The organism is Vibrio sp. F13 (genome assembly GCF_020806305.2).
Lineage (GTDB): Bacteria > Pseudomonadota > Gammaproteobacteria > Enterobacterales > Vibrionaceae > Vibrio > Vibrio crassostreae_C.
Genome location: NZ_CP170175.1, coordinates 622042 through 635042, shown reverse-complemented (window position 1 = coordinate 635042; position 13001 = coordinate 622042). Strand labels below are relative to the sequence as shown.

Genomic DNA, 13001 nt, shown 5'->3' with positions numbered 1-13001 from the left:
TAATCGTCATTCGCCTTTTTAACAATCTGCTTAAGAGCATTGAGCTCTCATGAGCTTATTGGTTTTTAGTACTCTAGATCTTCACTGCCACCCGCAGCTGTAAACCATGCCGTTAGGTGTGTTTTAAGATCTTTCAATTCGTCAGGGCCAATCAATGCAAGGCCAAGATCTTCAGCTCGTGTGATGTCGTTATGGCGAAGAGGGCGGAAGCTCACTAACATTGCACGTGCTTGTAGGCCACCTAGCAGGTCTCTAAGCGATTCCAGTTTGTACAAGGTGTCATCACCATCATCACGCATGCCTTTGGTCTTACATTCGATGATGTGCAGCTTATTGTTCACCACAGAGGCAACATCAAGCTCGTTACGAACCTCACGTTCACCCAGTTGACGGTATACCTGAACATTCAAAGAACGGTCTTGAATGGTCGGCATGTCATCTTGGATCTGCTTAACTGTGCTGTGAACCAATGTTTCAAGCCATTCACCGTTTGAGAAGCGGCGCGCGTCTTCGTTGGCAAAGGTCAAAATACCATTGTCGTAAGTCGCAATTTTAGCTTCAACCAAATCGCTCAGCAGCATGTTGAGCTCTCGATAGCCTTGTTGCTTCTCAGATAGCCCTACATCAAGTTTTTGTTCTTTACGGCAGGTCGTTGCTAGGTAGTTCAATGTCGCAAGGCCAGGGCCTAGTTCGAGTGCGTTACTAGCCCAACGTTCACCCAGTTCATAAAGTTTCTGATCCAGTTGCGGAGACAGCTGAACATCGCTGAATTCACCGCGAGCACCGAACACAGTCAGGTAGTCGTCGATGGTGATGCGGTCTTGAACTTGTGCATCTTCTTTACCATTTGGGTACAACCAACACAGCTTGTCACTGTTTGGTTCAACTACGAAGATTGGCCAGTGGTAAGTACGGAATACTTCGTACACAGAAAGTAGGCGGTGACGAAGGCCACAACTTGCGTTGAGCTTCACTTCTTGACCGCGTGCTTTGAGGTCTTCGGCAAGGGTTTGGATAGATTCTTTAATGACGGACGTATTTACGATGGTCGGAATTTCGAAAAACTCACTCGTAATGTCGCGCTTATGCAAAACGCTGTCTAAACGTTTGTACATACTGACTTGATTCTTGTCGCCGATAAACACGATGTGGGTGCTGACCGTTCGGTTATCAAGTAATGGGGTGAGCAAGCGAATGGGGTCTTGATCGATAATGCCAACATGAACAGCCATATAAATTCCTTAATAGCGGCTCGCTCATAAAGGTGAAAGAAAAAACGGGAAGCAGCAAGCCTTAATAATCATATAATGACAAAGCTCATAAAAAACAAGGGCAACCCTTGATAAAAGTTGCCCTAGCTCAATTAGTTACCACTATTGGGTAAGAAGTCTCAACAATCTCACTAAATATCTATCGATTCTTCATTTATCTATAGTTTGAATTGATGTACTAAATCACCTTGCTGATTCGCCAAAATTGTTAGGTTTTGGCTGGCTTCTGCAATTGAAGACATCGCTTGGTAACTCTTATCTGCGATATGGTTGATGTCTTCGATGTTGCGTGCAATATCACCAGACGTTTCACTCTGCTCAGCGGCTGCTTGAGAGATGTGTGTACTCATGTGGCTGATCTCTAGAATCAAGGCTTGGATCTCTTCCATCGCACTGTTTGCACTTGAAGCTTGTTGAACCGACATGTCCATATCGCTCATACAGCTTTCAATAACGTTGCTTGCTGTTTTCGAGCTTGATTGCAGGTTACTGATCATGGTCTCGATTTCAGAGGTTGATTGAGTGGTCTTCTGTGCTAGCACTCGTACTTCATCGGCAACGACTGCAAACCCACGGCCTTGTTCACCAGCACGCGCTGCTTCGATTGCCGCGTTAAGTGCAAGTAGGTTGGTTTGTTCTGCAATACCACGAATAACGTCAAGGATTGAACCAATCTGGCTACTCATCTGTTGCAGTTCGCCTACAGCGCCCACTGATTCAGTAAGGCGAACCTCAAGCTGATTAATGGTGCTGATGTTGGTGTTCATGATCTGACGACCAGATTCAGAAGCCGATTCTACTTGTTGAACCATGCTTAGTGAGCTTTGCGCGCTGTTCGCTACTTCTTGTACAGAATGAGACATCTCTGTCATTGCGGTCGCAACGGTAGCGGTTTGCTCACGTTGGCTGTTCAGTTGAGCCTGTGTTTCTGTAGAGGTTTTTTGGTTGACGCTTGCTGTCTTGGTTAGGTCATCTGAAGCGTCATTCAGCTTCACAAGGATGTTGTGTAGGTTGTCCGCCAAGGTATTGATGTGACGGCTCACACGGCTGAACTCGTTGTCGTAGCGAATATCGATACGCTGAGTCATATCACCTTCGGTTAGACCTTCTAATGTACCTAGGATGCGAGTTAATGGCTCTCTTACGCTATGTGCAATGTGGTAACCAATTGCAGCTGCGAACACGGTCACAACAATGCCAATGGCAATCGCGTTGAATAGGCCTTTGTCGTAGATGCTGCTTGCGTCTGCTAGTGATGAGTTGAGTTGCTCTTCAGCAGTCACGTTGAACGAGTCCAAAACAGCCATTGCTTGGTCAACTTCTACGGCTAGGTTGGCGATGTTCACGTACAGCGCTTGCTTGGCTTGTAGGTAGTTGTTGTGTTTGTCTAGTACGCCACCTTTCTGACCAACGTCTTTGGTGAACTTCTGAACTGACTCATCGAAGACATTCTTAAGTGCTGGTAGTTGTGTTGATAGGCCGCGATAAGCGTAGTTAAGATGAGTAACGGCCTTTTTGTTTTGGTTAACGGCTTTCTGAACGAAGGCAACATCAGAGCTCGCAAGTGCATCAGAGGTGATGACTTCTGCATCTTGCAGTTTAATGAAGTAGCTCTTTGCCATCACTTTTACAGAGATGCTTTTTTGGTCGGCGACGTACTCTTTCATGCCAACGGTTAATTCTGAATGTAAACGTTGGAAGTCACGAGAGGCTTTTTGCACTTGTTCTTGCGCTTCGAACATCGCAACGTAGTTGTTCATCGCTTCGTCAGCTTCGGCGAAGTAGCGTTCTTCCATTGCTCTTAATTGCGCGATACGTTCAATAAGTGAAGCATTGTTTTGGCTTGCCGCTTCTAAACTACCGAGAACTTCTGAAAACGAGTTTTGTGATGCAGCAAATTCTGTACGCATTGCAGACATGCGTTCAGCGTTTTGTGTGGTTAAGAAATCTTTGAATGACTTATCAGCAGAAAGCAATTGAACACTTGTTTGATTTGAAAGCGCAACAAGTGGCAATGAGGTTTCTGAGACACTCTCAAAATTGCTGTGTATCTGATTCATGCTGTTCATCATGATGGTTATCGTGACTGCGAACATGATGATGATCAGTGCGAAACCAGCGTACATACGCTTGATCACAGATCCCTTCATGGCTTTCTCCCTAAATAAAAATGCAGACCTAATGTCAGGTCAAAGTAAAACTAACAAAATTGTCAGCATTCTATTGAGCTCGGCTTACGCGTTTTATGACGCATACGTCAAAAATAACGCTCAGTTATAACCAACATGCCATTCTTGAGAGCTAAGGCTCGTTTTCTTTGATTTGAACGGTGTTTTTTATTATGCTTTAAAGCAGATTTATTGTGGTTTGATGCGGCATAGCGCATACTCAAAGCATTAAAAAATAAATGTTTTATCGGAGAGAAACATGGCTGAAGAAACCATTTTTACTAAGATCATCAACAAAGAAATCCCAGCAGATCTACTATACCAAGACGATTTAGTAACCGCATTCCGCGATATTAACCCTCGTGCGCCAAGCCATATCCTAATCATCCCAAACAAGCTGATTCCGACAACCAACGATGTTGAAGTCCAAGATGAAGCGATGATGGGGCGCATGTTTACTGTTGCTCGTAAGTTAGCAAAAGAAGAAGGCATCGCAGAAGATGGCTATCGTCTTATCGTGAACTGTAACTCTCACGGTGGCCAAGAGGTTTATCATATTCACATGCACTTGGTTGGTGGTCGTCCACTTGGCCCCCTATTAATGAGCTAATGAAAAGCTAACGAGTTAATGAAAGCTAATGAGCTAGTTTAAACGCGCTCATTAGTGGGTTAACACAAGTAGTTAGTTGGAAAATTTGTAGTTTGTATGCCAACTTTAAGTTCTATCTGTTGTCTGAATGTCGGCATCGCTTAGGCAGAGGCTATATCAGTAGGATTTCAACTGGCTTGAGATCCTTTTTACAACACGTTTCGTTTTGATAATGAGACCATTAAAGGTCAGCAGACCCTAATAAAGTAGGCATTTTAAACATGCACGGAGACGATAAGTGAAGCAACAGTTTAGATTCGCTTCCATTGCCCTGTTATCGGCGTTGACCGTAGGTTGTGCGAGTATGTCTGCAGGAAGCCTGTTCAGCCATTACAGCGCACAGAACAAAGCGATCTACCAAGCCGTTAAATCTGGAGATTATTCAGAGGCTCAGCAAGAGCTACCAGATTACGCGGCAGGCGACATCCTTGATAACTTTGAAAGAGGCAGAATTAATCTGCTGGATCAAAAATACCCTGAGAGTAAGGCTTCGTTTGAAGTGGCTGATCAGGCGGTTACTGAGCAGCAACGCAAAGCCGTGATCTCAATCTCAGACAGTGCAACCAGTGTGGGTGCGTTGGCTGTGAATGACAATATTACCGAGTATGTGCCAGCCGATTATGAGTTGGGCTTTCTTCATCTGTATCTCGGTTTAAATTACCTCAAGAAAAACGATTTAGAAGGTGCGGTGATTGAAATGCGTCGCGCCAACCAAGTTCAAGAACAAGCGAAGAAGCAACGCGAGGCTGAGTTAGACAAAGCAGCCAGCGATGCGAAGAAGCAAGGCTTGTCTGCCAATGTGGGTAGCATCCTTGCCAATTACCCTGATGCGGGTAAGAAACTGCAGTCAGTACAGAATGCGTATCTGATGTTCTTGTCTGGTCTGCTTTATGAAGCGTCAAATGATTTAAACAGCGCCTACGTTGACTATCGTCGTGCTTTGGCTGTGATGCCAGATAACCAAGAAATCATCGATAGAACCATGGCAACAGCCGCTCGTTTAGGGATGCGACAAGATTTAGCAACATTAGAAAAACGCTATAAGCAATCTTCTAAACTTAGTGCAGGTGAAGGGCGAGTGATTGTTCTTCAAGAGCAGAGCGCTGTGCAAGCTATGGACAGTTGGCGACTGGATTTGCCTGTTTATGACAGTCGCGATCAGGGGGCAATATACTCTCTTGCGCTGCCATATTACCCAAGTCAAAACGTAGAGCGTTTTTCTGCCTTGCGAATCAGCGGACAGCCGCTACAAGAACATTTGATCACTGATGTAAACGCGATGGCGCAGAACGATCTATCGGAACGTATGACAAGCATTGTTATTCGCCAAGCGCTACGTGTAGTCGCGAAAGATCGCATTCGAAAAGAAGCAACCAAAGGCGATGATGTCGGTAATATTCTGTTCAACGTGTGGAACACACTGACAGAGCAACCAGACACTCGCAGTTGGCAATCATTACCTGCAGAGATTAAGAGCAGTACGTTTGTAGCAAATAGCGGTCAATATACGTTGGAAGCGGGCGCTAAAACGTACGACTTTGATATTCGAGAAGGGCAGACCACCTTGGTGTGGATTTCTCGACAAGGAAACAATGCAACAATGTGGCATAAACAGCTAGGGAGGCTGTAATGAAAAAGTGGTTAGTGAGCTTAGCAGCGGTTATGGCTCTGGCTGGTTGTGCTGATAATACAGCTGGCGTAAGGGTCGATAGTCTGACTCAGAACGTTTTCTTTGGTGACAAGGTATTGGGCAGCCGTTTACAGGTTGAAGATATTCGCACCGATCTGGTCGACGGTCATACGCGAGGAATCGTTCGTTTAAACAGTAACTATAAAGGCGATCAACATATTCTTTATCGTTTTTACTGGTACGACGATGCCGGGCTTGAGGTCAACCTTAAACAAGGTCCTTGGAAGCAAGCGATTGTTCGTGGTTTTGAAAGTATTTCGTTGTCGGAAGTGTCGGTAAACCCGAAAGCGACTCAGTTCAGAGTCCAGTTCCGAGAGCAGTAAGTTAGATTAAACGGGTCTCATGATTCGTAAATACAAGAATTTAAGAGTGTGGGTAACCCCGCTCAGTGATAAGTTGAGGAAACAAAATGAAAAAGAGTGTCATTGCGCTACTAGGTTTAGCGGTTATTTTAGGCGGTTGTTCAAACAAGGTAAGCTACGGTGATGCACAAGCAGTAGAAACCACGACAATCGATTTCGGTTCAACTGACCTTCAAACGATTGCGGGTGAAATGGTCGATAGCATGATGGCGTCTGGTTCTGTGTCTTACATTACTCGTGAACAGCGTCCAATCGTGTTTGTAGAGCGAATCAAGAACAAAACAAGTGAGCACATCGATACTGAGTCAATCACTGACACTATCAGTACTAAGATGCTGAACTCTGGTAAGTTCCGTTTCGTTGATATGGACCGTGTAGAGTCTGTTCGTGACCAATTGAACTTCCAAAACAACGATGAGCTTGTAAACCAAAGTTCAGCGATTCAATTCGGTAAAATGGTTGGTGCTCAGTACATGCTGTACGGCAACCTATCAAGCATCGTTAAGAAAGCGGGTAGCGATGAAGACGTATACTACAAAATGACGATGCGTCTAATGGATCTTGAGTCTGGCTTGATTGAATGGGCTGACGAGACTGAAATCCGTAAGCAACAATCTAAGAGCCTACTAGGCCTTTAATTTCGCTTACTTGCCAACTATGCGCAGCCGGATTTGACAATGTCTAGTATTGGCAGCGCTTAATCTTGACAGCGTATAGCTTGGTCACACGCCAATGCAGTGCATGATGTGCTGTTTATGAAGAGACACTGGCTTTTGGTCAGTGTCTTTTTTGTAGGGAATGAAGACGTTTATAGGGCAGTTAAGACGTTTATAGGGAGTAAATATGGCAATTTTTTCTTGGTCTGAGGCTAAGCTTCTTGATACCAGTTTGAGTTCGCTTGACGGTTACTTTTCTGAGCCTCCAGTTAGAGCACAGACATTAACAGGCGGTTTGACCAATCGATGTTGGAAGTTGGTCGATGCCGATGGTACTGCGTATGTTTGGCGGCCAACCACACCTATCACCAAAGCGTTCTTCATTTCTCGCCATGAAGAGTACCAAGTGCTGTCTGCCATTGAGCGACTCGGTATCGGGCCAAGCCCAATGGTAGTGAATGAGCAGGGGTTACTGGTTGAGTGGATTGCGGGTGAGACACTTTACGAAGATCTAGAACTCGATGACCTGTTGAAAACGCTGATCTCTGTTCATCTGGTTAATACTGCGCGATTATCACTGCAACCATTCAGTTTCACGGCGCGAGTCGACCATTACTGGCTGCAGCTTGATGCGATTCATAAGACCGAAGCCTGCACTAAGATTTATCAAGAGTGGCGCGTGGCTCCGAGTATTACCAATGTTGACCTGTCTTTGTGCCATTTTGACTTAGGTGGTTATAACCTAGTGAGAAACAGTGACTGCATTAAGATTATTGATTGGGAATACGCTGCGCTCGCAGACCCTAGGCTCGATTTGACATTAACCATTGCGGTTGCTGGCGCGCCAGTCACAGAAGCGGTTGAGAAGTACTGTCAGCTGCGAGGAATCCATGATGTTCAGCCTTGGCTTGATGGTGTAGAAGCATGGTTACCAAGAAGCCAGATGATGGCGATGCTATGGTATTTACTTGCTCATCAGCTTTGGGGCGATGAAAGTTATCTGCGTGAAGCGGAGGCTCTGAGTCACACTTTATGTAGCTAGGATCACGTTTAGGAAGTGAAAAATATAATTTCTCAGCTGTTACCTTTAAAACCTTGTTTTTCGTGTTAGATTGATCAAAACGTACCAATATTCAACGGGGGAGGTACAATGATTATCTATCTACATGGCTTCGACTCAACAAGCCCGGGCAATCACGAAAAAATACTGCAGTTGCAATTCATTGATGATGACGTTCGTTTCATCAACTACAGTACTTTGCATCCAAAACACGATATGCAGCATCTGCTAAAAGAAGTGCATAAGGTGATAGAGCAATCCGATGATCCGCATCCCATTATTTGTGGTGTAGGTTTAGGTGGTTTTTGGTCTGAGCGTATTGGTTTCTTATGTGGGATTAAGCAGGTGGTGTTCAACCCTAATCTGCACCCTGAGAACAACATGGTAGGTCGAATTGACCGTCCAGAAGAGTACGAAGACATCGCAACTAAATGTGTTGCTCAGTACCGTATGAAAAACAAAGGACGCTGTTTAGTGGTGCTTTCTCGTGAAGATGAAATTCACGACAATACCAAAACAGCTGCCGCGCTAGAAGATTACTATGATGTAATCTGGGATGAGAAAGAGAGTCATAAATTCAAAAAGATCTCTCAACATCTTCAAGCAATGAAAGCGTTCAAAAACGCTTAATCAATCCAGATGTTTTATAAAAGCAGTGCTCAATGAGTGCTGCTTTTTCACATCTGAATCTTAGAGACTGGTATTGATAAAGTAGTTGTATATGTTTTATCGGTCGGTTTGTGCATTTATAGATCAGTTTGCGCAAACGTTAACTAATTAGTCGCGAATCCTCATTGAGGGTAAGGATTTTTTTGTTGCGGTCATCTTTTTGCTATATATAATGTTCCCAAGCAAAATATTTTGACAAATATCAAAAAAAATTGAGAGCGAGTGAAAAAACTTGCCCATAATTTGTGTTCTGCCTCTCAGGTAGTAACCTTTTATATCCACGTGAGCAAAGCAACAAACCATTATTTGTTGTTTGTAACCCCTCTAACTACTCGGTGAGCTGTCGTTATTCTTTTTCGCGGTAACCCAATTTGTAACAGCCTTCGCATTCAAGGCCGAGTAGATACATAGAATTTATCGGTTGGAGTAATCGAGCCGAACCCCATTTATTCATTTTGTAGAGGATTGTCATTGTGACAAAAATTATCGTAGTAGGCGGCGGTGCTGGTGGTTTAGAACTAGCCACTAAGCTAGGCCGCACTTTAGGTCGTAAGAAACGTGCCCAGATTACTCTGGTAGACCGTAAAGCAAGCCACCTATGGAAACCATTACTTCATGAAGTAGCAACGGGCTCACTGGATGAAGGTGTTGATGCATTAAGCTACCGTGCGCACGCAAAAAACCATTACTTCGATTTCCAAATGGGCAGCCTGAACGACATCGATCGTGAGCGTAAAGTGATTGCACTAAGCGAGCTTACAGACGAGCACGGTGAACTGCTGATGCCAAGCCGTGAACTTGAATACGATATTCTAGTGATGGCGCTAGGCTCAACGTCAAACGACTTCAACACTCCAGGCGTTCGTGACAACTGTATTTTCCTTGATAGCCCAGAGCAAGCACACCGTTTCCGTACAGAAATGAACAATCAGTTCTTAAAGCTTCACGCTAAGAACGGTCAAGGCACGGTAGACATCGCGATTGTTGGTGCTGGTGCAACTGGTGTAGAGCTTTCTGCAGAGCTACACAACGCCGTTAAAGAACTTCGTACTTACGGCTTCGGCGACCTAGATTCAAGCAAGCTGAACGTAAACCTAGTTGAAGCGGGTGAGCGTATTCTTCCAGCTCTACCTCCTCGTATTTCAAGTGCAGCACACTCTGAGCTAACCAAGCTTGGTGTGAACGTTCGTACGAATACGATGGTGACTCAGGCGGATTCTGACGGCCTAACAACCAAAGATGGTGACAAGATCCCAGCTCAAATCATGGTATGGGCAGCAGGTATCAAAGCACCAGATTTCATGAAAGATATCGGTGGTCTTGAAACCAACCGTATCAACCAGTTGGTTGTGAAGAACACGCTGCAAACAACACTGGATGACAACATCTTTGCAATCGGTGACTTGGCGCAATGTACACAAGCAGACGGTTCATTCGTTCCGCCACGTGCACAAGCGGCTCACCAAATGGCAAGCTGTGCATTCAGCAACATCATTGCTAAGTTGAACGGTCGTGACCTGAAAGACTACATCTACAAAGACAAAGGCTCGCTAGTTTCACTTAGCCGTTTCTCTACGGTAGGTAGCTTGATGGGTAACCTGACGAAAGGCTCGATGATGGTCGAAGGTCGTATTGCTCGTGTGGTTTACATCTCTTTGTACCGCATGCACCAGATGGCGCTTCACGGCTTAATCAAAACATCACTGATGATGCTGGTTGGTCGTATTAACCGTGTACTTCGTCCAAACCTAAAGCTTCACTAATCAGGTAAGCCTTCTCAGAGCATTACGCTGATAATAAAAAAGAGCTCTTCGGAGCTCTTTTTTGATCGTGTCGATTATGGATTATCGCAGGTGTTGAACTGATTTCTGCTGTTAATACCAATCCGGAAAACTAACTGATCAGGTCAATCCAATCTCTTGTACACATTTTTGTGACGCGATCTTTGCACTCAAGAAATCCATTCCAAGCGCTACAGACCTTCGAAACAATATCGTTATAATCAATGAAGTTTTGGTTTGCTAGATAGTGTTGCCTTAACCAACTCCACACTTGCTCTATAGGGTTAAGCTCTGGTGAGTATGGCGGCAATTTGATAATACTGACATTATCAAATGGGTTAGCAATATCATCGGTATGCCATCCTGCGCCATCCATTATTACCACTGAATGACGGTCTTTTTCTGTGACTTTAGATATCTGCTCTAGATGGTTTATCATGATGTCTTTGTTAACCCAAGGGACGACCATTGCCTCACCAATCCCTCTCGATGGGCACACTGAGCCAAACAAATAAGCGTATTCAAATTGCTGCTGTTTTACTACGCGAGGTCTCGTTCCACGAGTAGCCCAAAGACGTGTTGTTGTGTTCTGCTGACCAAACCTAGCTTCGTCTTGAAACCAGACATCAACACTCTCTAGCCCAATATGGCCGGGGATCTTAAGGATCGTTTCGATTTGGAATTTTTTTAAAATCGTCCTGTATTTGCTGTGATTGTTTAGGGTGTTTGGAACGAGAAGTTATCCAAGAAAAACCCATGTGGTCGAGGAGATAATAGATGGAATTAGGGTGGTAGTGCTTGTCAAAGTGTTTAACGATGTAGTCATGTATATCGCTTCCAACAAGGCGGCCACCAGAAGGTGATTCAGCTTCTTTTTTTATGAAGGCACTGAGTTGAGCCCGCTGCTCATCGGTGAGGTATGCAGGCCTACCAGTCCGAGGTTTTTCTTGAAGTCCTTCTAGGCCTTCTTCAAAAAAAATCCGAACCCATTTATTGACACTGGTTCGACTGACTTTGAGAGATTTTGCAATTTGTGTACGAGAGAGGCCGTCTTTAAAGTGTGCTAGCGCAAGTAAACGCATCTTCATCTGAATGGTTTTTTGCTGGCTCGCAAGCTTTTTGAAGTCAGTGTTATTAAGGCTATCCATGGCTAAATTTCACAATAATTCATCAATCTTAATTAGATCACATTTTTACTTTAATTGGTATAAGACGTTGGAGGTAGCACAGAATAAACCACGCCATCTTTCGGCTTACCGTTAAACAGAAATCGATTCTGGGCAATGGTTTCTCGCTCAGCGCCACACTTCTCGATCAACTTTTGGCTGGGTAGGTTCTCGGTATCGCAGACAATCTCCAAACGCGTTAACTTGAGTTGCGCGAAACAAAATTCAAATAGGGCGAACATCGCTTCTTTGGCGATCCCTCTCCTTTGAAAGTCATCACCGACCCAATAACCTAAACTCGCCATATTAAAGGTGTGGTAAAGCTCATTAATGGCAACCATACCGACTAACTTATCGCTTTTTCGTTCAAAGATGCCAAAGCCAAACGCATCGGCTTTCACCCAGTTCAGGCGAGTTGCCAGAATAAATTTCTCGGCCTCGACGATAGAAAACTCTTTATGACACCAGTCGACCCATGGCAGCAAGCTAGGGGAGGACTTAACCAGCTGAGAAAATTCTTGAGCATCTGAGGCCTCAATGATTTTAAGGCTAAGATTTTGTGTGTTGATCTGAAATTCAGGGCTCATAGAGCGTACCAAGTAACGTGTAAGTACTGAGCAAAGAAAGTCAGTACAGAATAAAGATAGATAGCACTTAATAAAACGCCCTCACTAGGAGGGCGGATTGAATTATTTATATAATTATAGCCGAATCGGCAAGTAATTTACTGCGCTACACGTCTAACTTGAATCACCATTCCAAGAAGTGGGTGGTCAAGGTAGTGAGTTTCTGTACTGCGCATACGACGTTTTTGGTCCATGCGGTAGCTCTTAAGGAACTCTTGGACTTCAACCGTCGGAGAAATCTCAGTTAGGTTGCCCACTTGGACGTTGCTTTCTGCGCCACTTACTGGTGAATCTAGCTCGATTTGTTGCTCTTGTAGAGTCACTTCACGAACGCTTGGCGCTTTTAAATCTAATGTCGTTTCAGCGTATAGGTAGTGCTGAACGTAGATTTGCAGCTTGCCGTCTAATTCGTAGAGTGGCTTATCAATTGTCTCTTCTTGGAACCCATCAGCGCTGCCTGCAGTGATTGCGCCTTTTTCAGAGCCATCAGCATTAAACTGTTTAGAGAAATCTTTACCTGCTTGAATATGGAAAACAGGTGCCGAGCTCTTACCTTGGTCGCCTTGACGCCAAGCGGTATGCATCAGAACTTCAAAGCCAGCGTGTTTACGTAGCTTGTCTTTCTGAGGCGTTAACTTGTATTCCGAGTAAGGTAGCATTTGAACGCCTTTCTTTGCTCGGTATTGGGTATCTTGAAATGAACCAACGCGCTCAAGTGAAATCTTAGGCTGTGTATTTGGCCAAGATTCGTTCACCTTCTCTGCATCAACAGCGCGCTTAAAAATGATCACTTCTATATCAAATTGTCTCTGCGCCAAACTTGGCAGTGAGACGAACAATAGTAGCAGTGGGATCAGTCTTTTCATTTTTACTCCGTCTTCCAGCCGAACTACCGGCTGGATA

The 13001-nt window shown here is 44.5% G+C and carries 12 protein-coding genes; 7 read left to right on the top strand and 5 right to left on the bottom strand.

The window, feature by feature from the left end:
* Positions 1 to 65: 65 nt before the first annotated feature.
* Together LMH68_RS02845 and LMH68_RS02840 are read right to left on the bottom strand one after the other, a co-directional pair.
* Entirely contained in the window at positions 66 to 1232 is a 1167-nt protein-coding gene (locus LMH68_RS02845) for a DUF1887 family protein (protein ID WP_017065293.1), read from the bottom strand.
* 197 nt (positions 1233 to 1429) lie between these two features.
* The gene (locus tag LMH68_RS02840; RefSeq protein ID WP_229648073.1) at positions 1430 to 3421 is read right to left on the bottom strand and encodes a methyl-accepting chemotaxis protein; all 1992 of its coding nucleotides are present in this window, start codon (positions 3419 to 3421) and stop codon (positions 1430 to 1432) included.
* A 277-nt stretch (positions 3422 to 3698) separates the two neighbouring features.
* On the opposite strand from LMH68_RS02840, the gene hinT reads away from it, so the two are divergent.
* The 7 genes from hinT (at position 3699) to LMH68_RS02805 (ending at position 10288) form a co-directional block, all read left to right on the top strand.
* Positions 3699 to 4049 (top strand): purine nucleoside phosphoramidase, encoded by a 351-nt coding sequence (gene hinT / locus LMH68_RS02835; RefSeq protein ID WP_017060220.1) that lies wholly within the window; start codon positions 3699 to 3701, stop codon positions 4047 to 4049.
* A 277-nt stretch (positions 4050 to 4326) separates the two neighbouring features.
* On the top strand, positions 4327 to 5718 hold the full coding sequence (locus LMH68_RS02830; RefSeq protein ID WP_017065296.1) for a COG3014 family protein: 1392 nt from the start codon (positions 4327 to 4329) through the stop codon (positions 5716 to 5718).
* Entirely contained in the window at positions 5718 to 6101 is a 384-nt protein-coding gene (locus LMH68_RS02825; RefSeq protein WP_017060222.1) for a YcfL family protein, read from the top strand. Before LMH68_RS02830 ends, LMH68_RS02825 begins: the two co-directional genes overlap by 1 nt.
* Positions 6102 to 6187: 86 nt before the next feature.
* On the top strand, positions 6188 to 6778 hold the full coding sequence (gene lpoB / locus LMH68_RS02820) for a penicillin-binding protein activator LpoB (RefSeq protein WP_017060223.1): 591 nt from the start codon (positions 6188 to 6190) through the stop codon (positions 6776 to 6778).
* A gap of 205 nt (positions 6779 to 6983) precedes the next feature.
* Complete coding sequence (locus tag LMH68_RS02815; RefSeq protein ID WP_229648074.1) at positions 6984 to 7838, top strand: phosphotransferase; 855 nt, start codon at positions 6984 to 6986, stop codon at positions 7836 to 7838.
* A 108-nt stretch (positions 7839 to 7946) separates the two neighbouring features.
* Positions 7947 to 8486 (top strand): alpha/beta hydrolase YcfP, encoded by a 540-nt coding sequence (gene ycfP, locus LMH68_RS02810; RefSeq protein ID WP_009847155.1) that lies wholly within the window; start codon positions 7947 to 7949, stop codon positions 8484 to 8486.
* A 512-nt stretch (positions 8487 to 8998) separates the two neighbouring features.
* Positions 8999 to 10288 carry an NAD(P)/FAD-dependent oxidoreductase gene (locus tag LMH68_RS02805; RefSeq protein WP_009847154.1) on the top strand — a complete coding sequence of 430 codons (1290 nt, stop codon included), beginning with the start codon at positions 8999 to 9001 and terminating at the stop codon, positions 10286 to 10288.
* 130 nt (positions 10289 to 10418) lie between these two features.
* Here LMH68_RS02805 and LMH68_RS02800 read toward each other — a convergent pair.
* The 3 genes from LMH68_RS02800 to LMH68_RS02790 form a co-directional block, all read right to left on the bottom strand.
* A protein-coding gene (locus tag LMH68_RS02800; protein WP_102394396.1) for an IS630 family transposase occupies positions 10419 to 11454 on the bottom strand; the annotation gives its coding sequence in 2 pieces (ribosomal slippage) (positions 10419 to 10994 and positions 10996 to 11454; 1035 coding nt in all).
* A 50-nt stretch (positions 11455 to 11504) separates the two neighbouring features.
* Entirely contained in the window at positions 11505 to 12059 is a 555-nt protein-coding gene (locus LMH68_RS02795) for a GNAT family N-acetyltransferase (RefSeq protein WP_229647168.1), read from the bottom strand.
* A gap of 137 nt (positions 12060 to 12196) precedes the next feature.
* Complete coding sequence (locus LMH68_RS02790) at positions 12197 to 12964, bottom strand: peptidoglycan binding protein CsiV (protein ID WP_017065298.1); 768 nt, start codon at positions 12962 to 12964, stop codon at positions 12197 to 12199.
* Positions 12965 to 13001 lie beyond the last annotated feature (37 nt).

What these genes read in the sequence shown, in the direction of transcription:
- LMH68_RS02815 (WP_229648074.1), top strand. Translation starts at nt 6,984, where the DNA reads ATGGCAATTTTTTCTTGGTCTGAGGCTAAGCTTCTTGATACCAGTTTG.
- LMH68_RS02840 (WP_229648073.1), bottom strand. Translation starts at nt 3,421, where the DNA reads ATGAAGGGATCTGTGATCAAGCGTATGTACGCTGGTTTCGCACTGATC.
- hinT (WP_017060220.1), top strand. Translation starts at nt 3,699, where the DNA reads ATGGCTGAAGAAACCATTTTTACTAAGATCATCAACAAAGAAATCCCA.
- lpoB (WP_017060223.1), top strand. Translation starts at nt 6,188, where the DNA reads ATGAAAAAGAGTGTCATTGCGCTACTAGGTTTAGCGGTTATTTTAGGC.
- LMH68_RS02825 (WP_017060222.1), top strand. Translation starts at nt 5,718, where the DNA reads ATGAAAAAGTGGTTAGTGAGCTTAGCAGCGGTTATGGCTCTGGCTGGT.
- LMH68_RS02790 (WP_017065298.1), bottom strand. Translation starts at nt 12,964, where the DNA reads ATGAAAAGACTGATCCCACTGCTACTATTGTTCGTCTCACTGCCAAGT.
- ycfP (WP_009847155.1), top strand. Translation starts at nt 7,947, where the DNA reads ATGATTATCTATCTACATGGCTTCGACTCAACAAGCCCGGGCAATCAC.
- LMH68_RS02845 (WP_017065293.1), bottom strand. Translation starts at nt 1,232, where the DNA reads ATGGCTGTTCATGTTGGCATTATCGATCAAGACCCCATTCGCTTGCTC.
- LMH68_RS02795 (WP_229647168.1), bottom strand. Translation starts at nt 12,059, where the DNA reads ATGAGCCCTGAATTTCAGATCAACACACAAAATCTTAGCCTTAAAATC.